Raw genomic sequence first — 25,627 nt, forward strand, 5'->3', positions numbered from 1 at the left:
AGTCGTCGGCATTGGCGGCGTAGTTCCAGGCTGAGTCAAGGCAGCTCTGGCCGCAGGTTTGTATTTCTGGTGCGCGAGCGCCCAACCAGCCGCGCACGGATAAAGCACCATTCAAAATTCAGCGCATCGTATAGGATGCATTAATGCAGTATTACGCAATTTTGCATTGCATTGGATGCGTGTCGACATGAACGATTTAGGACTATTGATTAGGCAGCTCCGCAAAGCCGCAGGCCTTTCACAAAGCCAGCTCGCACAACGGCATGGCATGAGTCGCGCCACCATCTCGGGGATTGAGAACAATACCATCCCGGAAGTGGGGATTCGCAAGGTCGCAGCCATTCTTGAGGGCTTGGGATATGAGTTGACGGCCATCCCCAAGCGTCGGCGCAAGACCCTTGATGAGCTGAAATCGGAGAATATCCATGACCAGTCAACGTGAGCGGCTATATATCGGCGCAAGCGGCGTGCCTGAGGTCCAGCTCAGCCAACACGGGAAATTCCTGGTGGTGAAACGGTTCGACATCAGTGAAAGCGCCTACCTCGAATTTGAGGATATGTGCGTTCTATCGGGATGGGGAACCGCGAAGAAATATGACGGAAGCTACCAGGGATGCGCGAAGCTGATCAGGTCATTTGTCACGCCCAGCCGTGTCACCAGAACGCTGGAAGACTTCTTCTTGATGGTGGCACTTTCTGCTGGCATCCAGAACGGTGACGCTCACCTGAAAAACTTCGGCTTGCTGTATGAGAATTGCGCACAGGATGCTGACGTTTGGCTGGCACCAGCTTACGACCTGGTGACCACAACCGTGTACAACTGCAACGACATCATGGGTTTGTTGCTCGGTGGTTCGAAGGCCTGGCCCAAGCGCAAGATGCTGGTCCAGTTCGGGCGCAGTTCGTGCGGCTTGTCCGAGGCACGTTGCAACGAACTGCTGGCCAGAGTGCAAGACGGAATGGCTCAGGCGATGGCAGAGCTTTCCGAGTATCAAAGCACTCACCCAGAGTTTGCGGCGGTAGGAGAGAAGATGGCCGCTGCCTGGGCAGCAGGCCTGGCAAAAAGCATCGCAGTGCAATGATCTTCCCGACTCATGCTCAACGCCGCGCAATATCCGAAAAGTAAAACTTATCCAACGTATGCCGCGACTCGGTGTACTCGAACTGCCGCCCGTCCTGCAAAAACGTCTGGTTGCTCACCACGATCACATGGCTCTGACCCTCAAGGTCCAGGTGCGTCTGGTCGTTCTTGCTGCGCGGCAGGGCTTCGATGGTGCGTTGGGCGTAGGCGATTTGCAGTTGCAGGGTCTGTTCGATAAACGCGTAGATCGACTGCTCGGCAATCGAGCGGTCCAGGCCGGGGATCACGTCGGCCACGAAGTGGTTGATGTCGAGGATCACCCGTTTGCCACCGATGCGCCGTACCCGTTTGATGCGGGGGATCAGGGTGCCGGGTTCGGCTTCGATGTGTTGCAGCAGTGAGCCTTCCAGTGGGAACTGAGTGAATTCGACCACTTCGGTGCGTACGTCGTCGCCCAGGTCGGCGTGGGTTTCGTGGAAGCTGACGATGCCGCCCAGCTGGAACTCGATCGGGTTGGGCGACAACACGAAGGTGCCCTTGCCGTGGATCTTTTGCGCAAACCCGCGCTCCTGCAACTGCTCGATGGCGCGACGCACGGTGCCTCGGCTGGCCTGGTAGCTGTCCATCAGTTCGGTTTCGGAGGGGAGGCGCGTGCCGCGTTGCAGGCGTTCAGTGGTGATGCTGGCAAGCAGATCCGTATAGATCTGGTTGTATTTGCTCATGGGGATGGCTCTTTGCCGGGGTTGCGGTCAAGGCAGGAACCTTAGTGGCAGAGAGGCGGTTTGTCCATTAGACCCTTGGTTCATGCGGCTTGCAGCGACGCGCTGTCCTACAAAAGATAAACAATATGTAACTCGTACAGACGAGTTGTTGCTTTAACTCGTACAGACGAGTACTTTTGCCCTCGGCGTGCTGCCAATGACTGCCCCCAATAAAAAAAACCAAAGTGGAAACCAAGCATGAGCCACGACTATTCCAATATCGCCCGCGAGATTCTCGAGAACCTCGGGGGCAGCGACAACCTTGAGCAAGCTGCCCACTGTGTGACCCGTCTGCGCCTGGCGCTCAAGGACCCGAGCCTGGTCAACGGCAGCGCGCTGAACCAGGTGGATCTGGTCAAGGGCTCGTTCTTTACCGGCGGTCTGTTCCAGGTGGTGATCGGCCCCGGCGAAGTGGAGAAGGTCTACGCCGCCCTGCGTGAACAGACCGGCCTCGCCGCCGCGACCATCGCCGACGTGAAGAAGAAGGGCGCCGACAAGACCAACGCCATGCAGCGCCTGGTGCGGGTGTTCTCCGATGTGTTCATGCCGATCCTGCCCGCGCTGATCATCGCCGGCCTGTTGATGGGCGTGAACAACCTGATGGGCGCCAAGGGCATGTTCATCGAGGGCAAGACGCTGCTGGAGGCTTATCCGGACCTGGATGGCCTGTGGAGCCTGATCAACCTGATGGCCAACACCTCGTTCGTGTTCCTGCCGGCCCTGGTGGGCTGGTCGGCGGCCAAGCGGTTTGGCGGCAGCGAAATCCTCGGCATCGTGCTCGGCCTGATGCTGGTGCACCCGGACCTGCTCAACGCCTGGAACTACGGCAAGGCGGTGGCCGGTCTCGACGGCCAGAGCCTGCCGTACTTCGATATCTTCGGTTGGTTCAAGATTGAAAAAGTCGGTTACCAGGGGCAGATCCTGCCGATCCTGATGGCGGCCTACGTGATGAGCGTCATCGAGAAATGGCTGCGGGCGCGGGTGCCCAACGCGATTCAACTGCTGGTCGTGCCGATCACCACCATCGTCGTGACCGGCGTGCTGGCCCTGGCCATCATCGGCCCGGTGACCCGTCACCTCGGCATCCTGATCACCGAAGGCGTGGTCACCCTGTTTGACCTGGCGCCTATGGTCGGCGGGGCGATTTTCGGCCTGCTGTATGCGCCGCTGGTGATCACCGGCATGCACCACATGTTCCTCGCCGTGGACCTGCAACTGATCTCCACCCAGGGAGGCACTTTCATCTGGCCGATGATCGTCATGTCCAACCTGGCCCAGGGCAGCGCCGCGCTCGCGGTGTTCTACACCACCCGTAATGCACGGGACAAAAGCATGGCCTCGACCTCGGCGATTTCCGCGTACTTCGGCATCACTGAACCTGCGATGTTTGGCGTGAACCTGCGCTTCAAGTTCCCGTTCTATGCCGCGCTGCTCGGCTCGGCGCTGGGCAGCATTTTCCTGTCGCTGAACAAGGTGCAGGCGTCGGCCATCGGCGTCGGTGGCTTGCCTGGATTCATTTCGATCATTCCGCAGTACATCCCCAGCTTTGTGATCGGGATGGTCATCGCGATCGTGGTGCCGTTTGTCCTGACCTGTGCGTTGAGCATGAAAATTGTTCGGCCTGGATATCGCGTCGCCTGAACCATCGCAATCGGGGACAAGCCCCCTCCCACATTGAAACGCATTTCAAATGTGGGAGGGGGCTTGCCCCCCGATGAGGCCCGAAAGGCCTGCACAACAATCAACTGAAGGAGCCCACCATGCAAGACTGGCAACACTCGGTGATCTACCAGATCTACCCCAAAAGCTTCCACAGCCACGCGGGTAACGCCACCGGTGACCTGCTGGGCATCGTGGACAAGCTCGACTACCTCAAGTGGCTGGGTGTGGACTGCCTGTGGATCACCCCATTCCTGCGCTCGCCGCAACGCGACAACGGTTACGACATCAGCGACTACTACGCCATCGACCCCAGCTACGGAACCATGGCCGACTGCGACTTGCTGATCAGCGAAGCGGCCAAGCGCGGCATCAAGCTGATGCTCGACATCGTGGTCAATCACACTTCCATCGAGCACGAATGGTTCCAGCAGGCACGCAGCAGCCTGGACAATCCGTACCGCGACTTCTACATCTGGCGCGACCAGCCGAACAACTGGGAATCCAAGTTCGGCGGCTCGGCCTGGGAGTACGAGGCGCAAACCGGCCAGTACTTCCTGCACCTGTTCGACCACACCCAGGCCGACCTGAATTGGGACAACCCCAAGGTGCGCGCCGAGGTGTTCAAGCTGATGCGCTTCTGGCGCGACAAGGGCGTGGGCGGTTTCCGCCTGGATGTGATCAACCTGATCTCCAAGCCCGCCGATTTTCCCGAGGACACCAGCGACGGCCGCCGTTTCTACACCGACGGCCCGAACGTGCATGAATACCTGCAGGAAATGCACCGCGAAGTCTTCGAGGGGCATGACCTGATCAATGTCGGCGAGATGTCGTCCACCAGCCTCGAGCACTGCATTCGCTACTCCAATCCCGCGTCGAAAGAGCTGTCGATGACCTTCAACTTTCATCACCTGAAAGTCGATTACCCGAACCTGCAGAAGTGGGTGAAGGCTGACTTCGACTTCCTGCAGCTCAAGCAGATCTTCTCTGACTGGCAGCTGGGCATGCAGGCCGGTGGCGGCTGGAACGCGCTGTTCTGGTGTAACCACGACCAGCCGCGGGTGGTCTCGCGTTTCGGCAATGACGGTGAACATCGCGTGGTCTCGGCCAAGATGCTCGCCACCGCGCTGCACTTTCTCCAGGGCACGCCGTATGTGTACCAGGGCGAAGAACTGGGCATGACCAATCCGGGCTTTGACCGGATCGAGCAGTACCGCGATGTGGAGACCCTGAACATCTTCCGACTCAAGCGTGATGCGGGGGAATCCGAAGCGTCGAGCATGGCGGCGATCATGCAGAAGTCCCGCGATAACGGCCGTACGCCGATGCAGTGGAATGCCGATAGGAATGCCGGTTTCAGCAGCGGTGAACCCTGGATCGGCATTCCGGCCAATGCCTCCATCATCAACGTCGAAAGCCAACGGGATGACCCCGAGTCCGTGCTGCATCACTACCGCGCGTTGATTGCGTTGCGCCGTCATGAACCGCTGATCCAGGAAGGTATTTATCGCGAGCTGCTGCAAGGCCACTCGCAAGTCTGGGCGTACCTGCGCGAAGGCCATGGCGAACGCCTGCTGGTGCTGAACAACTTCTACGGCACGCCCTGTGAAATCCAACTGCCGGACAACGTGATCAACCAGGCGACTGAACAACGCCTGCTGATCAGTAACTACCCCGACTGCCCGGCGCGAACGGGCACGGTTGCATTACGCCCTTACGAATCGTTCGTGCTGCACCTCAAGGACTGAGACCCGCTGTAACCCCGTGTGGGAGCACGGGGCGCTGCAAAAAACATAATAAAAATATCGGAGTGCTTTATGAAAACAACAATAAAGCTGGGCCTCGTTGCGTCTTGTCTAAGCCTGCCTCTTGGCGTTCAAGCCTTGGAATTTGCGGGTTACGTGCGCAGTGGCGCGGGGACGTCGACGGGCAGCGGCCCACAGCAGTGTTTCCAATTACCCGGGGCGCAAACCAAATACCGTCTGGGCAACGAGTGCGAGCAGTACGCCGAACTGGAGTTGCGCCAGGACCTGCTCACCTTCGACGACGGCTCGGTGCTCAGCGTCGATGCCATGGCATCGCTCTACAACAAGTACGACCGCGCGCTGAAGTTCCAGGGCGAAAACAACGGCACCGCGCGCATGCCGCAGATGTATGCGCAGTGGTCCAACCTGCCAGCCCTTAATGGCGGTTCGCTGTGGGCCGGCCGGCGTTACTACAAACGTAACGACATCCATATCTCCGACTTCTACTACTGGAACCAGAGCGCCACGGGCGGTGGTATCGAGGACGTGCTGATCGGCGACCTCAAGTACAGCTATGCCATTTCCCGCAAGGACAACCTGTACCAGAAGGAATACGCCACCCGTCACGACTTCAACGTCGCGGGCTTCAAGACCAACCCCGGCGGCGAGCTGGAACTGGGCCTGAGCTACATCGAAAAAGCCGGCGGGCGCGACACCAACAGCGGTTGGGCGCTCACCGCGCAGCACGTGCAAAAACCTTTCCTGGGCGGCAAGAACAAGTTCGCCTTGCAGTACGGCGAAGGCCCCGGCACCGGCCTGGGTTACACCGGCAATACCTTCCTGGACAACAGCAGCAAAAGTTACCGCGCCGTGGAGTTTTTCGATTGGCAGGTGACCCCGCGTTTCGGTGGGCAGATCGAAGCGGTGTACCAGAAGGATATTCGTCCGGGCAGCCAGGACCAGACCTGGATGTCCCTCGGTGTGCGTCCGGCGTACGCCATCAGCGATCAGTTCAAACTGGTCGCCGAGCTTGGGCATGATCAGGTCGAGGCGACGGGCGGGACGCGCAAACTGAGCAAATTCACCTTCGCTCCGACCTGGTCGCCCAAAGGCCCGGATTTCTGGGCGCGGCCGGAGGTGCGCTTGTACTACACCTATGCCACCTGGAACGAAGCGGCTAAACGTGCAGCGAATGAATTGGCGGCGGGGTCGGCGTTGTCCGATACCGGCTCGTATGGCACGGCGCGGCATGGGTCGAACGTTGGTGTGCAGGTTGAGTATTGGTGGAAGTGACCCTTCCTCCGCTCAATGATATCTACGGAACAAAACAACAGGTGAAGTCATGACCACAACTCAACCCCTGGAATTACTGGCGCCCTTGTCGGGTGTGCTGCTGGCGCTGGACAAGGTGCCCGACCCGGTCTTCTCCAGCCGCCTGATTGGCGATGGCCTGTGCATCGACCCCACGTCGCAGACCCTCTGCGCGCCATTGGCCGGGACGATCAGCAATATACAGGACAGTGGTCATGCCGTCAGCATCACCGACGACAACGGCGTCCAGGTGCTCATGCACATTGGCCTGGACACCGTGAACCTGGCGGGCAAGGGCTTCACCCGGTTGGTGCAGGAAGGCCAGCGGGTGGAGGCCGGGCAGCCGTTGATCGAATTCGATGCCGACTACGTGGCGCTCCATGCGCGCAGTCTGCTGACCTTGATGCTGGTGGTCAGCGGCGAACCGTTCAGCGTGTTGGCCACCGATGGTGTGGACGTCGGCCAGCCGTTGCTGCAGTTATCCCCCGGTGAAGCCGTTGGCGCAGTGGACGAGGAGGAGGGCGATGCGCTGTTCTCCAAGCCGTTGACCTTACCCAATGCCAACGGTTTGCATGCCCGGCCGGCGGCGGTGTTCGCCCAGGCGGCGAAGGGGTTCAAGGCGAGCATCTACCTGCACAAGCAAACCCAGAGCGCCAACGCCAAGTCGCTGGTGGCAATCATGGCGTTGCAAACGGTACGGGGCGACAGCTTGCAGGTGAGCGCAGCAGGGCAAGATGCCGAAGAGGCGATCAAGGCGCTGGTGGCCTTGTTGGCTGAAGGTTGTGGCGAGGTAATTGCGAGCGTTGCCGAGCCCGTCGAAATTCAGTCGTCGGCGACCGTGCTGCGGGGCGTGTGTGCATCGCCGGGTTCGGCGTTTGGCCAGGTTGTTCAAGTGACTGAGCCTGAACTGACCATCACTGAGCAAGGCACGGGGGAAGCCACCGAACGTGCTGCCTTGGCGCGTGGCCTGCTGGCTGCCACTGAGGCATTGCAGGCGTTACGGGACAAGGCTGCCGGCAGTGCCCAGGCCGAGATTTTCCGCGCTCACCAGGAATTGCTCGAAGACCCGACCTTGCTGGAACAAGCCCACCGTTTGTTGGCGGAGGGCAAGAGCGCCGCGTTTGCCTGGAACAGTGCCACGCTCGCGACCGCCAAGCTATTCCAGGGGCTGGGCAACGCGCTGATCGCCGAGCGCGCGGCAGACCTGGCCGATGTCGGCAAGCGTGTGCTGAAACTGATCCTGGGTATTCAGGACAACGCCTGGGACTTGCCGGAGCGTGCGATCCTGATCGCCGAGCAATTGACCCCTTCGCAGACGGCCAGCCTGGATACCCGCAAAGTGCTGGGGTTCGTCACCGTTGGCGGCGGCGCGACCAGCCATGTCGCCATCCTTGCCCGCGCCCTCGGCCTACCGGCCATTTGCGGTGTTCCAACCGAGGTGCTGGGGCTGGCCAATGGCAAACAGGTGTTGCTCGACGCCGACAAGGGCGAGCTGCACCTGGAGCCGGACCTGGCCGAAATCGAGCGACTGGACATTGCGCGCAAGCAACAGGCGCTCCGCCATCAGCGCGATGTGGCACAGGCGTCTTTGTCCGCCACCACCCGCGATGGCCATCACGTCGAAGTCACCGCCAACGTGGCCTCGTTGCAGGAGGTGGAGCAATCCCTGACCCTGGGTGGCGAAGGTGTCGGCCTTCTGCGCTCGGAATTCCTCTACCTGGATCGCAACCGCGCGCCAGGCCCCGATGAACAAGCGGCCACCTACACCGCCATCGCCCGTGCCCTGGGCACCGAGCGCAACCTGGTGGTGCGCACCCTGGACGTCGGCGGCGACAAGCCGTTGGCCTATGTGCCGATGGACGCCGAAACCAACCCGTTCCTCGGCCTGCGCGGTATCCGCCTGTGCCTGGAACGTCCTGAGCTGCTGCGCGAACAATTCCGTGCGATCCTCGCCAGCGCAGGCTTTGCGCGGCTGCACATTATGTTGCCGATGGTCAGCCTGCTATCGGAGCTGCACCTGGCCCGCAGGATTCTTGAAGAGGAAGCACTGGCGCTGGGGCTTACCGAGCTGCCGAAGCTGGGCATCATGATAGAAGTGCCGTCCGCCGCGCTGATGGCGGATGTGTTCGCGCCCCACGTGGACTTTTTCTCCATCGGCACCAACGACCTGACTCAATACACCCTGGCCATGGACCGCGACCACCCGCGCCTGGCCAACCAGGCCGATAGTTTCCACCCGGCGGTGCTGCGCCTGATCGCCACCACGGTCAAGGCCGCCCATGCCCATGGCAAGTGGGTGGGGGTGTGCGGTGCGCTGGCTTCCGAAGCGCTAGCCGTGCCGGTGCTGATCGGACTGGGCGTGGACGAGTTGTCGGTCAGCGTGCCGTTGATCCCCACCATCAAGGCCACCGTGCGCGAACTGGACCTGGCCGACTGCCAGATCATCGCCCGCCAGGTACTGGGCCTGGAAGAAGCCGCCCAGGTGCGTGAGGCCTTGCGCCAATATCACGCAGCCACCGTTGAAACCTCACCTGTCATGGAGCTTTGAGCATGTTCGAGAAATTGCAGCGGGCGTTCTGGAAAGCCCTGACGCCGGATTTGATTGCCGAGACCGTAGCAACACCGACGCAGAGTCTATTGCCGGCCGAAGTAATCAGCGCGTTGGGCGGCGCGGACAACCTCAAAACGCAGCAGCGTGTGGCGCTGACGCGGGTGCGGGTGCAGTTGCAGGATGCGGGGCGGTTGGATGAGGTGGCGTTGAAGGCGGCCGGTGTCGCAGGGGTGATGGTGTTAACGGGCGGCGTAGTCCATCTGCTCACCGGTCTCTAATCCAAATAGAGATCAAAATGTGGGAGGGGGCTTGCCCCCGATTGCAATGTATCTGTCAGCTTATTTGTAGCTGACACACCGCTATCGGGGGCAAGCCCCTCCCACCGGGTTTTGCTGTGTTCTTACAGCTGCGGGTTATCTTCCGGCGGCTTGGTCTTGTCGATACCCGGCACATGCAAGTTGCCTTCGACCACCTGGTTGCCCTCCAGCTGCGGCTGGGTCACCCAGGTGAGGATGTCGTAGTAACGCCGGATGTTCGCCACAAAGTGCACCGGCTCACCGCCTCGCGCATAGCCGTAGCGGGTCTTGCTGTACCACTGCTTCTGCGACAGGCGCGGCAGCATCTTTTTCACATCCAGCCACTTGTTCGGGTTCAGGCCTTCGCGCTTGGCCAGCGTGCGCGCATCCTCCAGGTGGCCGGTGCCGACGTTGTAGGCGGCGAGGGCGAACCAGGTGCGATCCGGTTCGGCGATGCTGTCGTCCAGTTCATCCTTGATCTTGGCCAGGTATTTGGCGCCGCCCATGATGCTTTGCTTGGGATCCAGGCGGTTGGACACGCCCATGGCCTGGGCGGTGTTCTGGGTCAGCATCATCAGGCCACGCACGCCGGTCTTGGAGGTGACGGCCGGCTGCCACAGCGATTCCTGATAGCCGATGGCGGCCAGCAGGCGCCAATCGACCTTTTCTTCCTTGGCATAGGCGCGGAAGTGTTTCTCGTACTTGGGTAAACGCTGCTGCAGATGTTGGGCGAAGGTGTAGGCACCCACATAGCCGAGCACGTCGACGTGCCCGTAGTAGCGGTCTTTAAGACGCTGCAACGTGCCGTTCTTCTCGACTTTATCCAGGTAACTGTTGATCTCGTTGAGCAGGCTGTTGTCATCACCGGCAGCGACAGCCCAGCTCTGGTTGCTGGCGTCGCCCAGGTCGAACGCCACGCGTACGTTGGGGAAGTACACCTGGTTCATCGCCACTTCGTTGGAGTCCACCAGGGTCAGATCGATTTGCCCCTCGTCCACCATGCGCAGCAGGTCGACTACCTCAACGGCGTCGGATTCTTCGTATTCAATTGCAGGATTCTGCTTCTTCAGCGCCGCCAATTGTTCGGCGTGGGTGCTGCCCTTGAGCACCATGATCTTCTTGCCCACCAGGTCCGCCGCGTTCGTCGGGCGGGACTGGCCATTGCGGTAGATGATCTGCGGAGTGACTTCCAGGTAAGGGTGGGAGAAACGTACCTGCGCCTTGCGCTGTTCGCTGCTGACCAGGCCGGCGGCGGCGAGGACCGGGCCGTTGGGTTTGCCCAGCTGGCCGAACAGGTCGTCGAGGTTGTCGGCGGTCTCGATTTCCAGCTTCACGCCCAGGTCGTCGGCGAAGCGCTTGACCAGTTCGTACTCGAAACCGGTTTCACCGTTGCGGTCCTGGAAATAAGTCGCCGGGCTGTTCCGGGTGATCACCCGCAAGACGCCATCCTCCTTGATTCGCTCGAGCGTGCTGGGTTTATCAACACAGGCGCTGAGCATCAGGAAGAGTCCGGTGGCGATGAGCCATTTGGCGCATCGCGGTCGCAAAGCCGTTGGGGAGAACATCTGCGCAGTATACGCAAACGGCCCACGGCGCCATATCTCGACAGCGTGGACGTTGTCTGCTAGCGCCGGCAAAACTGTGCTGCAACCCGCAGAAACGCGGCTTGGCGAGGGATTGTGACGGTTAAAATAACTGCGCCGAATGCCCCTCATGACCCGGCGAAAGGGGTGTAATCCGGCCAACTGACGTTCGGCGGCAGCCACCGGTAGCGTTTCGGGTGCCGTTGGCGGCGGTTTACGCTAGAATGCACGGCCTCAAAGCACACCCCCTTCCCGAGGCTGTCCCGAAGATGTTGATCCTGCGCGGCGCTCCTGCCCTTTCTGCCTTTCGCCACAGCAAACTCCTTGAGCAACTGAGCCAGAAGGTTCCAGCTGTTACAGGCCTGTACGCTGAATTTGCTCACTTCGCCGACGTTACCGGCGTGTTGAACGCCGACGAACAGCAAGTGCTCGCACGCCTTCTGAAGTACGGCCCAAGCGTTCCGGTCCAAGAGCCTGATGGCCGCTTGTTCCTGGTGCTGCCACGGTTCGGCACCATCTCGCCCTGGTCGAGCAAGGCCAGCGATATCGCCCGTAACTGCGGCCTGGAGAAAATCCAGCGTCTGGAGCGTGGTATCGCTTTCTACGTCGCGGGCCAGTTCAGCGATGCCGAGGCCGAGCTGATCGCCAGCAGCCTGCACGACCGCATGACCCAGATCATCGTCAGCCAGCTGGAACAGGCTGCCGGCCTGTTCAGCCATGCCGAGCCCAAGCCGCTGACCGCGATTGACGTGCTCGGCGGTGGCCGCGCCGCCCTCGAGAAGGCCAACACCGAGCTGGGCCTGGCCCTGGCCGAAGACGAGATCGACTACCTGGTCAACGCCTTCAACGGCTTGAAGCGCAACCCGCACGACATCGAACTGATGATGTTCGCCCAGGCCAACTCCGAGCACTGCCGTCACAAGATCTTCAACGCCAGTTGGGACATCGACGGCGAAAGCCAGGAAAAAAGCCTGTTCGGCATGATCAAGAACACCTACGTGATGCACAGCGAAGGAGTTCTTTCTGCTTATAAGGACAACGCCTCGGTGATCGTCGGCTCCGTCGCCGGCCGTTTCTTCCCGGACCCTGAGACCCGCCAGTACGGTGCGGTCCAGGAGCCGGTGCACATCCTGATGAAGGTCGAGACCCACAACCACCCGACCGCGATTGCCCCGTTCCCGGGCGCAGCCACCGGTTCCGGCGGCGAAATTCGCGACGAAGGCGCCACCGGCCGTGGCGCCAAGCCCAAGGCGGGCCTCACCGGTTTCACCGTGTCCAACCTGCAGATCCCGGGTTTCGAACAGCCGTGGGAAGTGCCGTACGGCAAACCTGAGCGCATCGTCACTGCGCTGGACATCATGATCGAAGGCCCGCTGGGCGGCGCTGCGTTCAACAACGAATTCGGGCGTCCGGCGCTGACCGGTTACTTCCGGACCTTCGAACAATCCATCACCACCCCGCGTGGCGATGAAGTGCGCGGCTACCACAAGCCGATCATGTTGGCCGGCGGCATGGGCAACATCCGTGAAGAACACGTCAAGAAAGGCGAGATCCTGGTCGGCTCCAAGCTGATCGTGCTCGGCGGCCCGGCGATGCTGATCGGCCTCGGCGGCGGCGCGGCGTCCTCCATGGCCACCGGCACCAGCTCGGCAGACCTGGACTTCGCTTCGGTACAGCGCGAAAACCCGGAGATGGAACGCCGCTGCCAGGAAGTCATCGACCGTTGCTGGCAGTTGGGTGACAAGAACCCGATCAGCTTCATCCACGACGTCGGCGCGGGCGGTTTGTCCAATGCCTTCCCGGAACTGGTCAACGATGGCGACCGGGGTGGCCGCTTCGAACTGCGCAACATTCCAAACGACGAGCCGGGCATGGCCCCGCACGAAATCTGGAGCAACGAATCCCAGGAACGCTACGTACTGGCGGTTGGCGCAGAAGACTTCGCGCGCTTCCAGGCCATCTGCGAACGCGAGCGCTGCCCGTTTGCCGTGGTCGGCGAAGCCACTGCCGAACCGCAGCTTACCGTCACCGACAGCCACTTCGGCAACAGCCCGGTGGACATGCCGCTTGAAGTGCTGCTGGGCAAAGCCCCGCGCATGCACCGTTCGGCGGTACGTGAAGCCGAGCTGGGCGATGACTTCGACCCAAGCCAACTTGAACTGGCCGACAGCATCGAACGCGTGCTGCACCACCCGGCCGTGGCGAGCAAGAGCTTCCTGATCACCATCGGCGATCGCACCATCACCGGCCTTGTGGCCCGTGACCAGATGGTCGGCCCGTGGCAAGTGCCGGTGGCTGACGTTGCCGTCACCGCCACCAGCTTCGACGTCTACACCGGTGAAGCCATGGCCATGGGCGAACGTACGCCGCTGGCCCTGCTGGATGCGCCGGCGTCAGGCCGCATGGCAATCGGTGAAACCCTCACCAACATCGCCGCGTCGCGCATCGGCAAGCTGTCCGATATCAAGCTGTCGGCCAACTGGATGTCCGCTGCCGGCCACCCGGGTGAAGATGCGCGCCTGTACGACACCGTCAAGGCGGTCGGCATGGAACTGTGCCCTGAGCTGGGCATCACCATTCCGGTGGGCAAGGACTCCATGTCCATGGCCACCCGTTGGAACGAAGACGGCGTCGACAAGACAGTCACCTCGCCGCTGTCGCTGATCGTCACCGGTTTTGCACCGGTCACTGACATCCGCCAGACCCTGACCCCGCAACTGCGCATGGACAAGGGCACCACCGACCTGATCCTGATCGACCTGGGCCGTGGCCAGAACCGCATGGGCGCGTCGATCCTGGCGCAGACCCATGGCAAGCTCGGCAAGCAGGCTCCAGACGTCGATGACGCCGAGGACCTCAAAGCCTTCTTTGCCGTGATCCAGGGCCTCAACGCCGACGGTCACCTGCTGGCTTACCACGACCGTTCCGATGGCGGCTTGCTGACCAGCGTTGTCGAGATGGCCTTCGCCGGTCACTGTGGCCTGAATATCGTGCTCGACAGCGTTGCCGAGGATGCGTCCGAGATCAACGGCATCCTGTTCAACGAAGAGCTGGGCGCAGTGATCCAGGTTCGCCAGGACGCGACCCCGGACGTACTCGCCCAATTCAGCGCCGCCGGCCTGGACGACTGCGTGGCCGTGATCGGCCAGCCGATCAACAATGGCGAGATCAACATCTCGTTCAATGGCGACACAGTGTTTGCCGGCCAGCGCCGCTTGCTGCAACGCCAGTGGGCCGAGACCAGCTACCAGATCCAACGCCTGCGTGACAACGCCGACTGCGCCGAGCAGGAATTCGACGTGATCCTGGAAGAAGAGAATCCGGGCCTGAGCACCAAGCTCAGCTTCGACGTCAACCAGGACATCGCCGCGCCTTACATCAAGAAAGGCATTCGTCCACAGGTTGCCGTACTGCGTGAGCAGGGCGTCAACGGCCAGGTGGAAATGGCGGCGGCGTTCGATCGCGCCGGCTTCAATGCGATCGACGTGCACATGAGCGATATCCTCGCCGGTCGCGTTGACCTCAACGAGTTCAAAGGCCTGGTGGCGTGCGGCGGTTTCTCCTACGGCGACGTGCTGGGTGCCGGTGAAGGCTGGGCCAAGTCGGCCCTGTTCAACAGCCGTGCGCGCGATGCGTTCCAGGGCTTCTTCGAGCGCAACGACAGCTTTACCCTGGGTGTGTGCAACGGTTGCCAGATGATGTCCAACCTCAGCGAACTGATCCCGGGCAGCGAGTTCTGGCCGCACTTTGTGCGCAACCGTTCCGAGCAGTTCGAAGCCCGTGTTGCCATGGTGCAGGTGCAGGAGTCCAACTCGATCTTCCTGCAAGGCATGGCCGGTTCGCGCATGCCGATCGCCATTGCCCACGGTGAAGGCCATGCCGAGTTCGCCAGTGAAGAAGCCTTGCTTGAAGCTGACCTGTCCGGCACCGTCGCCCTGCGTTTCGTCGACAACCACGGCAAGGTCACCGAGACCTACCCGGCCAACCCGAACGGCTCGCCGCGCGGGATCACCGGCCTTACCAGCCGCGACGGTCGCGTGACCATCATGATGCCGCACCCGGAGCGTGTATTCCGCGCCGTGCAGAACTCGTGGCGTCCGGAAGAGTGGAACGAAGACGGCGCCTGGATGCGCATGTTCCGCAACGCCCGCGTGTGGGTGAACTGAGGCCGTGTACAAGCTCAGCTTCTTCGTGCCCGACAGCCACGTGGAGACGGTGAAAACCGCTGTCTTCGCCGCTGGCGGCGGGCGCATCGGCAACTACGACAGCTGCGCCTGGCAAGTGCTGGGCCAGGGCCAATTCCGCGCGTTGGACGGCAGTCAGCCGTTTATCGGGCAGGTGGGCCAGGTTGAAGTGGTTGAAGAGTGGAAGGTTGAGCTGGTGGTGGCGGATGAGTTGATTGTGGCTGTAGTGGCCGCGTTGAAGCTGAGCCATCCGTACGAGACGCCGGCTTATGAAGTGTGGCAGTTGGCGGATTTCTGATTCGTACGCTGCAAAAACAAGAAACCCGCTGGGCCAGTTTGGTCAGCGGGTTTTTTGTTGGCTGTGAGGGCCCATTCGCGAGCAAGCCCGCTCCCACATTCGGCCGTGGTTATCCTGAAAAAATGCAGTCGAATGTGGGAGCGGGCTTGCTCGCGAAGACGTCGGCACAGGCGCCTCAGATCTTTCCGACAAGCCTTTCAGGTTGTCCCTCGGAACTCGCCTCACTAACCTTCGCCAGTCGCTGCCAATTCAGCGATCGGGACTGCAAGCCCGCCGAAACATCACCAGTTACTCGTAAGCGCCTTTATAATTGCGGCGCTTTTTCATGGACGCCATTTATGGTGGCTGTGTGCGGGAGACCTCCGGGTCTACCGAGGTTTTCTGGTGACTCGGTCTTGCAGGCCCGCACACAGCTGCCACCCATCATCTGCAAGTGATGCTGGTAGTTCTTACTTCACACCAGAGGTTTACCATGATCAAAGACAGCCCAAATCCCCCAGCCAGCTATCAAACCACCGACCAACTCTTCAGCGTACGACTCAGCCTCGACAGCGAAACCCTACTCGCCAATGCCGCCCAGGATATTGCTTCAGTGCAGGCGCTGACGGGCCATTTGGCCTTTGAAGTCGACGGTGCCCAGCGAGACATCGCACTGGCAGTTCACCGGATGCTCGAAGGTATCCAATTGATGGTGGATCGGGTGTTGGACTTGAATGAGATTCCTGGTCTTAACACTCCAGTTGCCAGTTAAGGCCAATCGCAGGCAAGCCAGCTCCCACCGTTTTGAATGTATTCACAGATCAACAATGTGGGAGCGGGCTTGCCCGCGATGGCGTCAGTCCAGGCACCTCAATTATCAGCATTCAGGTCGCGAATGTAGTCAGTCAGAAACTCCTTCCAACTGATGGTGCTGTTACCGCCTGGGTTGACCTCACTCAACAACTTCTTGAGATCCTCCGGCGTGAAGTAAGGCTCCATCGCCGTTGGCGTCGTAGCGCTTGAAGTCCGCGCGCACGCGCTCCAATTGCTGCGGTGTCAGTTTTCTCTCAAGGGCTTTGCTCATGATTGCCTCGGTTTCTTCAAGTCGATGAAAAAACATCAGGGCGACCGCAACGTCCGTGTTCTGCCGTGTCGACTGACACTAGGGTGGAAATTTTTAGCCGTCTACTGTCAACTCTGACAGTTACGCAAAACGCCAGCGCCGTTTCTACTAAGTGCTCATTCATCGCAACGGAGAGCAATCATGGCACTTACTATCGATAAGGTGGTTGGAGGGGGGGTCGACATCCCCAATGGTGGTGATACACCGGCCGCACGGGTATTTGTCTACGGGAAAGCGCTGTTTCCTGACCAACCTTTGATTTTTCACAATGATCGTGAGCCAGAGGTGCGTATAACTGCAGATAATCAGGGCGACTGGAATCATGCTGTAGCTACACCGCAACAGCAGTCCTATACGTTCTATGTGACTACGCGAGATGGGCAGAACGCGTCCAACAGGTGGCAAGTCAATAAAGTTTGACGGCCATTAATGATCGTTCCTACTCTGTGGCGAGGGAGCAAGCTCCCTCGCCACAGGGGTCAGGCGTTGATCGGGCGAGCGACTAACTGCTCCAATGCTTCACCTAACCCCGAAGCCTTGTCACCAATCAGCAAGTGCCAAACACCGCTGTCCAGTTGGCTCACTCCTTGGCAACCGAGTGCCGTCAGATCCGCTTCGGACAATACCGAATCATCCCCCAATTCCACCCGCAACCGCGTCATCGCCACGGCTTCCAGCTGCCGCACATTGCCTCGGCCACCCAAGGCGTTCAGCCATTTTTCGGCCTCCTGCACATTCACCGCCACCGGCTTATCCACAGGCGCAACCATCACCGGCGCACTGGCAACAAATGAAGGCATCGCCAATCGAATCTCATCGGCAATGCTATCGGCCATCGGCCCAACCACCACCTGCAAGCTTCCGCCATTGCCCGGCCGCACCACGGCCATGGCGCCCAGCGCTTTCAAGTCCGCATCCACCGCCTTGTTGCGGTCGAGCATGTCCAGACGCAGACGCGTGGTGCAGGCACCGACACTCAGTAAATTCTCGGCACCGCCCAATGCCTGGATATACGCCAGGGCGCGCTGGTTATCCGTCATCACCTCCGCCTGCACGACCTGGATGTCTTCACGCCCCGGCGTTTTCAGGTTGAAGCGGCGAATGCAGTAGTTGAACACGCTGTAATAGACCAGTGCATAGGCCAGGCCAACCGGAAACACCAGCCAGCCATTGGTGGACTTGCCCCAACCCAGCACCATGTCGATAAACCCACCGGAGAAGGTGAACCCGAGGTGGATATTCAGCAGGTTGGTGACCGCCATCGACAGGCCGGTCAGCAGCGCATGCAACAAATAAAGGAACGGCGCGAGGAACATGAAGGCGAATTCAATCGGCTCGGTCACCCCGGTCAGAAACGAGGTCAGCGCCATCGACAGGAAAATCCCGCCCATCACTTTGCGGCGCTCGGGCAATGCATTGCGGTACATCGCCAGGCACGCAGCCGGCAGGCCGAACAACATCACCGGGAACATGCCGGTCATGAACTGGCCGCCTTTGGGGTCGCCAGCAAAATAACGGGTCAGGTCGCCGGTCACCACGGCACCGGTCACCGGGTCGGTGAAGGTGCCAAACACGAACCACGCCATATTGTTGAGGATGTGGTGCAGACCGGTGACGATCAGCAGGCGGTTGAACACGCCAAACACGAAGGCGCCCAGGCTGCCGCTCTCCATCAGCAATACGCCGAAGCTGTTGATGCCATGCTGGATCGGCGGCCAGATCAGGCCGAAGATCACACCCAGCGCGACCGCCGAGAACCCCGTGACAATCGGTACGAACCGTCGCCCACCAAAAAACGCGAGGTACTCCGGCAGCTTGATGTCCTTGAAGCGGTTATACAGCGCGCCTGCCATCAAACCACTGGCGATACCGGCGAGCATGCCCATGTTGATGGTCGAGTCCATCACCTTGAGCGTGGAAACCATCACCAGGTAACCAATCGCCCCGGCGAGACCCGCCGTGCCGTTGTTGTCGCGGGCGAAGCCCACGGCAATGCCGATGGCGAAGATCAGCGCCAGATTGGCGAAGATCGCCTGCCCGGCGTCGTGCATCACCGCGATGTTCAAAAGATCGGTGTCGCCCAGGCGCAGCAACAGGCCGGCGATCGGCAGGATCGCGATCGGTAGCATCAGTGCACGGCCCAGGCGTTGCAGGCCTTCGATGAAATGTTGGTACATGGCGAGTCTCCTTTTTTCTTGTTGTTGTCAGCTCAGCGGCCAGTGGTATTGACAGGCTTGGCGAACGGCCTGGGCGCTGCTCAGGTCGAGCAGGCCCTGGCTCAGTTGCCGGCATTGCGCCGCGTCCAGGTGGCGGACGCGGTCCTTGATTTCTCCGATCTGCGGCGGGCTCACCGACAGCTCGCTGACCCCCAGGCCGACCAGTACCGGCGTGGCCAGCGGGTCGGAGGCGAGGGCGCCGCACACCCCGACCCAGCGCCCGTGTTGCGCCGCGCCTGCGCAGGTCTGGGCGATCAGCCGCAGCAGCGCCGGGTGCAGCGCATCAACGCGCGCGGCGAGGCCGGCGTGGTCGCGGTCCATGGCCAGGGTGTACTGGGACAGGTCATTGGTGCCGATGGACAGGAAGTCGGCATGTTTGGCCAACTGCTCGGCCATCAGCGCGGCGGCGGGCACTTCGATCATCACGCCCAGTTCGGGGCGCTGGGTCAGTTCCAACTCGGCGCACAACTCGTCCAGGCGCTGGCGAATCTGCAACAACTCATCCACCTCGCTGACCATCGGCAGCAGGATGCGGCAGCGCTCCAGCGGGCTGACTTGCAGCAGCGCCCGCAGTTGCTGGTCGAGCAGTTCCGGGCGTACCTGGGCCATGCGGATACCGCGCAGGCCCAGCACAGGGTTGGCCTCGACCGGCAGTGGCAGGTAGTCGAGTTGCTTGTCGCCGCCCACGTCGATGGTGCGGATGATCACCGACTTGTCGCCCATGGCATCGAGCACGGCCTGGTAGGCCTGGCGTTGTTCCTGTTCGTCCGGCGCGGTGCGGCGGTCGACGAAGAGAAACTCGGTGCGCAGCAGGCCGACGCCATCGGCGCCATTTTCAAACGCCACCAAGGCTTCGGCGCTGGAGGCGACATTCGCCGCGACTTCGATGCCCACGCCATCGCTGGTGCGCGCCGGCTGTTGAGCCTGGGCCTGTTGCTGCTGGCGACGCAGTTTCTGTGCGTCGCGAATCTGGTGCACTTCGGCGTGTCGCGCGTCGCTGGGGGCCAGTTCCAGGCGGCCGTTGGCGGCGTCGAGGACCACCCGTTGGCCCTGGGGCACATCGAGGACTTCGGCACCCAGCGCGACCACACAGGGCAAGCCTTTACCGCGGGCCAAAATAGCCACATGGGAGGTGGCACCGCCTTCGGCCATGCAGATGCCTGCGGCATTTTGCGCGCTCAGTTGCAGCAGGTCGGATGGGGTCAGTTCGTGGGCGCTGACAATCGCCCCGGCGGGCAATTCGAAATGCCAGGCTTCACCCAGCAGCGCGCGCAGTACCCGTTGTTGCAAATCCCGCAGATCATTGGCGCGTTCGGCAAACAGCGGTTTGCCCAGGGCCAGTAACACGGCGCATTGCGCCTGGATCGCGTCGCGCCAGGCATGAGTGGCGGCACTGCCGTGCTCGATGGCGCCGGTGGCGGCGCCCAGCAGGGTCGGGTCTTCCAGCAGGGCGAGGTGGGCGGCGAATATGTCTTCTTCCTCGACGTTCTTGCGTTGGCGCGCATGATCCAGGGTGCTGCGTATTTCGCTGCGCACCTGCTCCAGGGCGGCATCCAGGCGTTGCAGTTGCTCGTCGGCAGCATGCTTGCCGGTGTCTGCCGGCAGTTCGATACCGGTCAGGCGGAACAATGGCCCGCAGACCAGGCCCGGCGCGGCACACACGCCTTGCAACACACCCACTTCGGTATTGACCCGACGGGGCGCGGCGGCCACCGGGGTGTGGTGTTCTTCCTTGACGACGGCTGACAAGGCCGCGATCACTGCCTGCACCGCAGCTTCGGCATCCTTGCCGCGACAGCTCACACGCACCTCATCCCCTTCACCGATACCCAGGCCCAGCAAACCGATCAGGCTGTCACACGAGGCGGTTTTATCGCCAAGGTGCAGCGAGGCCTGGCTGCTGAAACCCTGCGCAGCCTTGCGCACCAACGCCGCCGGGCGGGCATGTAAACCACCGCGATGGGTGATGCGTACGCGGGCGCTGGCTTCATCCGCCGAGTTATCCACAGGCGTCGACACCGACGCTGCTGAACGCGCCACGATCTGCAACAACGGCTCGCCGACCTTGACCGTTCTAGCCGCCACCGAGCGCAACTCGAAGCGCTCGCCATTGGTCAGGATGATCAGGCTGACCAGGCTCTTGCACTGGCGTGCAATGCGGTCCAGATCAAACTGCACCAGCGCCTGGCCCTTGCTTACCCGCGCGCCATCCTTCACCAGCAAGGCGAAGCCTTCGCCGTTCAGTTCCACCGTATCGATGCCCACATGCATCAAAATTTCGGCACCGTTGTCAGCGCGGATTGTCAGCGCATGCCCGGTGCGGGCGACGTGGATGATCACGCCGTCACAGGGTGCATGCAGGCAGTCATTCAACGGGTCGATGGCAATGCCGTCGCCCATTGCGCCGCTGGCGAACACTTCGTCGGGAACGTTGCCCAGGGCCAGCACCGGTCCGCTGAGGGGGGCGCTGAGGGTCAGGTCATTATTGTTGTTGGACATGGGCACGGTACTCATCAGGAAAACGCCACTCAGTGAGTGCGGGTAACTTTGCTCAGGTGACGCGGCTGGTCCGGGTCCATGCCCCGGGCTTCGGCCAAACCTGCCGCCATCACGTAGAAACTCTGGATCGCCAGGATCGGGTCCAGGGTCGGATGTTCGGCGCGGCTCAGGGTCAGGTCACGCTCGGCGATATCGTCCGGCGCAGCCAGCAACACGCGGGCACCGCGTTGACGCATGTCGGCGGCCAGGCTCAACAGGCCGGCTTGCTCGGCGCCGCGCGGGGCGAACACCAGCAGGGGGTAGTTGTCGCCAATCAGTGCCATCGGCCCGTGACGTACCTCGGCGCTGCTGAAGGCTTCGGCCTGGATCGCCGAGGTTTCCTTGAGCTTGAGCGCCGCTTCCTGAGCGATGGCAAAACCGGCGCCTCGACCAATCACCATCAGTTGCTGGCAGTCGCGCAGGGCGTCGATGGCAACCGTCCAGTCCTGCCTGGCGGCGGCACGCAGTTCGTCCGGCAAGGCGCGGCAGGCTTGCAGCAAGTCGGCTTCCTGGTTCCAGTGGCCGATCAGCAGCGCGCTGGCACTCAGTGTGGCGATAAAACTTTTGGTGGCGGCGACGCTTTGCTCCGGCCCGGCGCAGAGCGGCACGTGGAATTCGCAGGCGGCTTCCAGCGGTGAGTCTTCAGCGTTGACCAGCGAAATGCTCAGGGCGCCGCGTTTGCGCAGCAGGCGCAAGCTGTTGACCAGGTCCGGGCTTTGCCCCGACTGCGAGAAACCGAACGCCACTTGGCCGCTGACTTTCAACGGGGCTTGCAGCAGGGTCACCACCGACATTGGCAACGACGCCACCGGGATGCCCACATGCTGCATGGCCAGGTAGGCGAAGTAGCTGGCGGCGTGATCCGAGCTGCCACGGGCGATGGTCATCGCCACTTGCGGCGGCTGGCGGCGCAGGCGGCCGGCGACTTCCTCCAGCAGCGGGTCCAGGCGTTGCAATTGCGCCGACACGGCGTCGCAGGAGGCCAGGGCCTCTTCAAGCATTTTTGAAGTCAATGGTTTCTCCTTCGACCATTACGTCGGTGAGTGTCAGGGAGCGGTCCAGGCGCACGCAGTCGGCAAAACTGCCGGGTTGCAGGCGGCCGCGCTCTTCCAGGCCCAGGTAGTCCGCAGGAAATTGCGACAGGCGTTGTGAGGCTTCGCTGACGGGCAGGCCGATCTTCACCAGGTTGCGCAGCGCCTGGTCCATGGTCAGCGTGCTGCCGGCCAGGGTGCCGTCGGCCAGGCGTACGCCGCCCAGGCATTTGGTCACGGTGTGGCTGCCCAGCTTGTATTCGCCATCGGGCATGCCGGCGGCGGCAGTGGAGTCGGTGACGCAGTAAAGGCATGGGATCGAACGCAGCGCCACGCGCATGGCGCCGGGGTGCACATGCAGCAAATCCGGGATCAATTCGGCGTACTTGGCGTGGGCCAACGCGGCGCCGACGATGCCGGGCTCGCGGTGATGCAACGGACTCATCGCGTTGTACAAATGGGTAAAGCTGGTGGCTCCGGCGGCGAGGGCGGCGACGCCTTCTTCGTAGCTGCCCAGGGTGTGGCCGATCTGCATGCGCACGCCGCGTTCGCTGAGGGCGCGGATCAGGCCATCATGCCCGGCGATCTCCGGGGCGATGGTGATCACGCGGATCGGCGCCAGACGCAGGTAGGCTTCCACTTCGGCCATCAAGGCGGTGTGGGCAAAGTTGGGTTGGGCGCCGAGTTTTCCCGGATTGATGTAAGGCCCTTCCAGGTGCACACCCAGTACGCGGGCGCTGCCCGTCGGACGCCGTTCGCAGAAGGTGCCGAGCTGGCCGAGTACGCTTGAGATTTCATCCACCGGCGCAGTCATGGTCGTAGCCAGCAGAGAAGTCGTACCGAAACGTACGTGGGTGCGGGTGATGGTCTCGAAGGCATCGCTGCCTTCCATGATGTCCTTGCCACCGCCGCCGTGGACGTGCAGGTCGATAAAACCCGGCAGCAGGTAGGGCAGGTCGTTGTCAGCCGGGTCGCAAGGGATGCCTTCGATGGCGATCACCTTGCCGTGCTCGTGCTCCAGGCGGCCGCGAATCCAGCCGTTGGGCGTGAGGATGTTGTCTTCGGACATGGGCAGTTCTCTAGAGTCGCAGTTCAGCGGAGTAGTCATGGCGGCGCAGCTCTGCGACGAAGTCGTAGTAGTCGTTGCGGCAGTAGGTGTCGGTGATTTCAATGGGTGTGTTGTCGGCGGTGTAGCCGACCCGGGTCATCAGCAGCATCGCGGTGCCGGGGGCGATGCCCACCAGCGCGGCGAACTCGTCGGAAGCGTTGATCGCCTGCACATGCTGCAGGGCGCGCACGATGGGTTTGCCAATGCTTTCGAGGTATTCGTACAGCGAATTGCCAATGCCTTGCGGGTGCGGCAGTACCGAGGCGGGCAGGGTGCTCATTTCAATCGCCATCACCGTGTCATCCGCCTTACGCAAGCGTTTGAGGCGTGCCACTTTATCGGCGGGCGAAAGGCCCAGGCGGATCATCTCTTCGTGGGTCGGCTGGGTCAGTTCTCGTTCCAGCCATTGGGAGCTGGGCACGAAACCCTTGAGCCGCAGCATCTCGCTGAACCCGGAAAGGCGCGACAGCGGCTGTTCCAAGCGTGGCGATATATAGGTGCCGGAGCCTTGATTGCGGCGGATCAGCCCTTGGGCAAACAACACTTCCAGCGCCTTGCGAGCGGTGACTCGCGAGATGCTCAATTGCTCGCTGAGGACGCGCTCCGAGGGCAGGGCCTGTTCGGAGGTCCACTGGCCGGCATGGATCGCTGCTTCCAGTTTGCGCGCCAATTGCAGGTACAGCGGCGTGGATTGTTTATCGTCGGGGCGCAGGGCCAGGATGGGGTTCATCTGTCAGGTTTCCGATGCGGTTATTGGAGTGTTGTCGCCCGGTATTCGCCGGAAATTAATACCACTTAAATACCATGTCAATGCAGCTAAAACGGTGCGAGCAGCGGTTTAAAGGCTCCACAATGAGGCCTGGTATGAAGTGGTATTAGAGAGGTCTTTCTCGCGCACAGAACGGCGCAGCCCGCGGGGGTGAACTGGTATTCACCGGCGGGCGCAGAGGGGGGCGGGATTTTTTTTCGAATTATTTTACGAACGGTACGAGATTACGGACGAATCTCGATCAGGGTGCCGTCCTTGACCAGGTTCCAGACTTCGCGCATGTCCACGTTGCGCATGCCGATGCAGCCGTCGGTCCAGTCCAGGGTATGGAACCACTGCTCCGGGTACTCTTCGCTGTCGGGCGTGCCGTGGATCATGATCATGCTGCCGGGCTTCACGCCTTCGCGGCGGGCGCGGGCGGCGTCGCTGATATTGGGGTAGGAGATATGCATGGCCAGATTGAAGCGGTCGCTGGTCTTGCGCCAGTCGATCCAGTACAGGCCCTCTGGCGTGCGGCGGTCACCCTCGATCAGCTTGTGGCCCTTGGGGTTCTTGCCCAGGGAAATGCGGTAGGTCTTGAGCGGCTTGCCGTCGTTGATCAACTGCAACTGATGGGCGGACTTGAGCACCAGGACCTTTTCGACGGTCTTGCCGCCCAGGGTTTCCACGGTCGAGGCTGATGACAGGGTCGCGAACGACAGGCAGATAAGGGCAAGCAACCAACGCATTAAAACGGTATCCCTAGTCATGGAGCGGGCAACACCCGCGGCTCTACAGCCTCGCTGCGCACCGGGAAGGCCTGCTGCCGACGGTCAGCAAAAAAGTATTCGAGGGTACGCCCGACCGTGCGGAACGCCAGCTCGGACCAAGGGACGTCGGCTTCGTCGAACAACTGCACTTCCAGGCTTTCGGGGCCGGCGGCGAAGTCCAGGTCAAGCAGGTCGGCGCGGTAGAAAATATGCACCTGATTGATATGCGGCACGTCGATCAGGGTGTAGATGCTCAGGTTGTGCACGCGGGCGCAGGCTTCTTCCAGGGTTTCGCGCATGGCGGCCTGTTCCACGGTCTCGCCGTTTTCCATGAAGCCGGCGGGCAGCGTCCAGTAGCCCAGGCGCGGCTCGATGGCGCGGCGGCACAGCAGCACTTTATCGCCCCATACCGGCACGGTGCCGGCGACGATATTGGGGTTCTGGTAGTGGATGGTCGAGCAGTGATCACACACAAAGCGCAGGCGGCCGTCGCCTTCGGGGATGCGTTGGGTAACCGGTTTACCGCACTGGCTGCAGAAATTCATGCTGGGGTTCCTGGAAAGTGCGTCTATCTTGGCGTGACGGGCAGGGCGCTGCAACAAGTTGTCGTTTAGCGACACCGGGCGGGTTTTGGGGTTGGGCACC

At 61.6% G+C, this 25,627-nt stretch carries 20 protein-coding genes and 1 pseudogene; 11 read left to right on the forward strand and 10 right to left on the reverse strand.

Translation table 11 applies throughout. From position 1 onward, the window contains the following. Window positions 1–187 precede the first annotated feature (187 nt). Both BFN10_RS08250 and BFN10_RS08255 read left to right on the forward strand, forming a co-directional pair. On the forward strand, window positions 188–442 hold the full coding sequence (locus tag BFN10_RS08250; RefSeq protein WP_071489263.1) for a helix-turn-helix domain-containing protein: 255 nt from the start codon (window positions 188–190) through the stop codon (window positions 440–442). Between the two features lie 25 nt (window positions 443–467). Then, window positions 468–1,082, forward strand: a pseudogene (locus BFN10_RS08255) (type II toxin-antitoxin system HipA family toxin); the annotation flags it as partial. Between the two features lie 16 nt (window positions 1,083–1,098). Here the strand turns inward: BFN10_RS08255 and treR are convergent. Beyond that, complete coding sequence (gene treR / locus BFN10_RS08260; protein WP_071489264.1) at window positions 1,099–1,803, reverse strand: trehalose operon repressor; 705 nt, start codon at window positions 1,801–1,803, stop codon at window positions 1,099–1,101. 237 nt (window positions 1,804–2,040) lie between these two features. Between treR and treP the strand changes: the two genes are divergently transcribed. The 5 genes from treP to BFN10_RS08285 all read left to right on the forward strand — a co-directional run bounded on the left by treP (window position 2,041) and on the right by BFN10_RS08285 (window position 9,386). Further along, window positions 2,041–3,483 (forward strand): PTS system trehalose-specific EIIBC component, encoded by a 1,443-nt coding sequence (gene treP / locus BFN10_RS08265; RefSeq protein WP_071489265.1) that lies wholly within the window; start codon window positions 2,041–2,043, stop codon window positions 3,481–3,483. A 119-nt stretch (window positions 3,484–3,602) separates the two neighbouring features. Further along, entirely contained in the window at window positions 3,603–5,249 is a 1,647-nt protein-coding gene (treC, locus tag BFN10_RS08270; protein WP_071489266.1) for an alpha,alpha-phosphotrehalase, read from the forward strand. Between the two features lie 69 nt (window positions 5,250–5,318). After that, complete coding sequence (locus BFN10_RS08275; protein ID WP_071489267.1) at window positions 5,319–6,539, forward strand: maltoporin; 1,221 nt, start codon at window positions 5,319–5,321, stop codon at window positions 6,537–6,539. A 49-nt stretch (window positions 6,540–6,588) separates the two neighbouring features. Then, window positions 6,589–9,105 carry a phosphoenolpyruvate--protein phosphotransferase gene (gene ptsP / locus BFN10_RS08280; RefSeq protein ID WP_071489268.1) on the forward strand — a complete coding sequence of 839 codons (2,517 nt, stop codon included), beginning with the start codon at window positions 6,589–6,591 and terminating at the stop codon, window positions 9,103–9,105. 2 nt (window positions 9,106–9,107) lie between these two features. Then, window positions 9,108–9,386, forward strand: coding sequence for a PTS sugar transporter subunit IIB (locus tag BFN10_RS08285; RefSeq protein WP_071489269.1), 279 nt, complete (start codon window positions 9,108–9,110; stop codon window positions 9,384–9,386). Between the two features lie 122 nt (window positions 9,387–9,508). On the opposite strand, the gene mltF is transcribed toward BFN10_RS08285, so the two are convergent. Next, entirely contained in the window at window positions 9,509–10,969 is a 1,461-nt protein-coding gene (gene mltF, locus BFN10_RS08290; protein WP_071489270.1) for a membrane-bound lytic murein transglycosylase MltF, read from the reverse strand. A gap of 287 nt (window positions 10,970–11,256) precedes the next feature. Between mltF and purL the strand changes: the two genes are divergently transcribed. From purL to BFN10_RS08305, 3 genes are all read left to right on the forward strand, one after another. After that, the gene (purL, locus tag BFN10_RS08295) at window positions 11,257–15,153 is read left to right on the forward strand and encodes a phosphoribosylformylglycinamidine synthase (protein ID WP_071489271.1); all 3,897 of its coding nucleotides are present in this window, start codon (window positions 11,257–11,259) and stop codon (window positions 15,151–15,153) included. A gap of 4 nt (window positions 15,154–15,157) precedes the next feature. Next, the gene (locus BFN10_RS08300) at window positions 15,158–15,469 is read left to right on the forward strand and encodes a YqfO family protein (protein ID WP_015885716.1); all 312 of its coding nucleotides are present in this window, start codon (window positions 15,158–15,160) and stop codon (window positions 15,467–15,469) included. Between the two features lie 472 nt (window positions 15,470–15,941). Then, a complete protein-coding gene (locus BFN10_RS08305; RefSeq protein WP_071489272.1) occupies window positions 15,942–16,220 on the forward strand; it encodes a DUF6124 family protein in 279 nt (92 codons plus the stop codon). Window positions 16,221–16,400: 180 nt separating this feature from the next. Here BFN10_RS08305 and BFN10_RS29880 read toward each other — a convergent pair whose 3' ends face one another. Then, window positions 16,401–16,532, reverse strand: coding sequence for a hypothetical protein (locus tag BFN10_RS29880; protein WP_257102714.1), 132 nt, complete (start codon window positions 16,530–16,532; stop codon window positions 16,401–16,403). Between the two features lie 180 nt (window positions 16,533–16,712). Between BFN10_RS29880 and BFN10_RS08315 the strand changes: the two genes are divergently transcribed. After that, complete coding sequence (locus tag BFN10_RS08315; RefSeq protein ID WP_071489273.1) at window positions 16,713–16,991, forward strand: hypothetical protein; 279 nt, start codon at window positions 16,713–16,715, stop codon at window positions 16,989–16,991. 59 nt (window positions 16,992–17,050) lie between these two features. Here BFN10_RS08315 and nagE read toward each other — a convergent pair whose 3' ends face one another. The 7 genes from nagE to BFN10_RS08350 form a co-directional block, all read right to left on the reverse strand. Further along, window positions 17,051–18,748: an N-acetylglucosamine-specific PTS transporter subunit IIBC gene (gene nagE / locus BFN10_RS08320; protein WP_071489274.1), complete on the reverse strand. Its 1,698-nt coding sequence runs from the start codon at window positions 18,746–18,748 to the stop codon at window positions 17,051–17,053. 27 nt (window positions 18,749–18,775) lie between these two features. Beyond that, window positions 18,776–21,286: a phosphoenolpyruvate--protein phosphotransferase gene (gene ptsP, locus BFN10_RS08325; protein WP_071489275.1), complete on the reverse strand. Its 2,511-nt coding sequence runs from the start codon at window positions 21,284–21,286 to the stop codon at window positions 18,776–18,778. 29 nt (window positions 21,287–21,315) lie between these two features. Continuing rightward, entirely contained in the window at window positions 21,316–22,338 is a 1,023-nt protein-coding gene (locus BFN10_RS08330) for an SIS domain-containing protein (protein WP_092246726.1), read from the reverse strand. Further along, complete coding sequence (gene nagA / locus BFN10_RS08335; protein WP_071489277.1) at window positions 22,319–23,425, reverse strand: N-acetylglucosamine-6-phosphate deacetylase; 1,107 nt, start codon at window positions 23,423–23,425, stop codon at window positions 22,319–22,321. The genes BFN10_RS08330 and nagA overlap by 20 nt, the downstream gene beginning before the upstream one ends. Window positions 23,426–23,435: 10 nt before the next feature. Then, the gene (locus tag BFN10_RS08340; protein ID WP_071489278.1) at window positions 23,436–24,194 is read right to left on the reverse strand and encodes a GntR family transcriptional regulator; all 759 of its coding nucleotides are present in this window, start codon (window positions 24,192–24,194) and stop codon (window positions 23,436–23,438) included. Window positions 24,195–24,457: 263 nt separating this feature from the next. Further along, window positions 24,458–24,961: a L,D-transpeptidase family protein gene (locus BFN10_RS08345; RefSeq protein ID WP_071489279.1), complete on the reverse strand. Its 504-nt coding sequence runs from the start codon at window positions 24,959–24,961 to the stop codon at window positions 24,458–24,460. Window positions 24,962–24,978: 17 nt separating this feature from the next. Continuing rightward, window positions 24,979–25,527 (reverse strand): NUDIX hydrolase, encoded by a 549-nt coding sequence (locus tag BFN10_RS08350; RefSeq protein WP_071489280.1) that lies wholly within the window; start codon window positions 25,525–25,527, stop codon window positions 24,979–24,981. Window positions 25,528–25,627: the final 100 nt, after the last annotated feature.

The sequence above is a fragment of the Pseudomonas extremorientalis genome, from assembly GCF_001870465.1.
GTDB classification, from domain to species: domain Bacteria; phylum Pseudomonadota; class Gammaproteobacteria; order Pseudomonadales; family Pseudomonadaceae; genus Aquipseudomonas; species Aquipseudomonas extremorientalis.

Excerpts from the sequence above, each read along its gene's own strand:
- BFN10_RS08250 (WP_071489263.1), top strand. The coding sequence starts at position 188 with ATGAACGATTTAGGACTATTGATTAGGCAGCTCCGCAAAGCCGCAGGC.
- treR (WP_071489264.1), bottom strand. The coding sequence starts at position 1,803 with ATGAGCAAATACAACCAGATCTATACGGATCTGCTTGCCAGCATCACC.
- treP (WP_071489265.1), top strand. The coding sequence starts at position 2,041 with ATGAGCCACGACTATTCCAATATCGCCCGCGAGATTCTCGAGAACCTC.
- treC (WP_071489266.1), top strand. The coding sequence starts at position 3,603 with ATGCAAGACTGGCAACACTCGGTGATCTACCAGATCTACCCCAAAAGC.
- BFN10_RS08275 (WP_071489267.1), top strand. The coding sequence starts at position 5,319 with ATGAAAACAACAATAAAGCTGGGCCTCGTTGCGTCTTGTCTAAGCCTG.
- ptsP (WP_071489268.1), top strand. The coding sequence starts at position 6,589 with ATGACCACAACTCAACCCCTGGAATTACTGGCGCCCTTGTCGGGTGTG.
- BFN10_RS08285 (WP_071489269.1), top strand. The coding sequence starts at position 9,108 with ATGTTCGAGAAATTGCAGCGGGCGTTCTGGAAAGCCCTGACGCCGGAT.
- mltF (WP_071489270.1), bottom strand. The coding sequence starts at position 10,969 with ATGTTCTCCCCAACGGCTTTGCGACCGCGATGCGCCAAATGGCTCATC.
- purL (WP_071489271.1), top strand. The coding sequence starts at position 11,257 with ATGTTGATCCTGCGCGGCGCTCCTGCCCTTTCTGCCTTTCGCCACAGC.
- BFN10_RS08305 (WP_071489272.1), top strand. The coding sequence starts at position 15,942 with ATGATCAAAGACAGCCCAAATCCCCCAGCCAGCTATCAAACCACCGAC.
- BFN10_RS29880 (WP_257102714.1), bottom strand. The coding sequence starts at position 16,532 with ATGAGCAAAGCCCTTGAGAGAAAACTGACACCGCAGCAATTGGAGCGC.
- BFN10_RS08315 (WP_071489273.1), top strand. The coding sequence starts at position 16,713 with ATGGCACTTACTATCGATAAGGTGGTTGGAGGGGGGGTCGACATCCCC.
- nagE (WP_071489274.1), bottom strand. The coding sequence starts at position 18,748 with ATGTACCAACATTTCATCGAAGGCCTGCAACGCCTGGGCCGTGCACTG.
- ptsP (WP_071489275.1), bottom strand. The coding sequence starts at position 21,286 with ATGTCCAACAACAATAATGACCTGACCCTCAGCGCCCCCCTCAGCGGA.
- nagA (WP_071489277.1), bottom strand. The coding sequence starts at position 23,425 with ATGTCCGAAGACAACATCCTCACGCCCAACGGCTGGATTCGCGGCCGC.
- BFN10_RS08340 (WP_071489278.1), bottom strand. The coding sequence starts at position 24,194 with ATGAACCCCATCCTGGCCCTGCGCCCCGACGATAAACAATCCACGCCG.
- BFN10_RS08345 (WP_071489279.1), bottom strand. The coding sequence starts at position 24,961 with ATGCGTTGGTTGCTTGCCCTTATCTGCCTGTCGTTCGCGACCCTGTCA.
- BFN10_RS08350 (WP_071489280.1), bottom strand. The coding sequence starts at position 25,527 with ATGAATTTCTGCAGCCAGTGCGGTAAACCGGTTACCCAACGCATCCCC.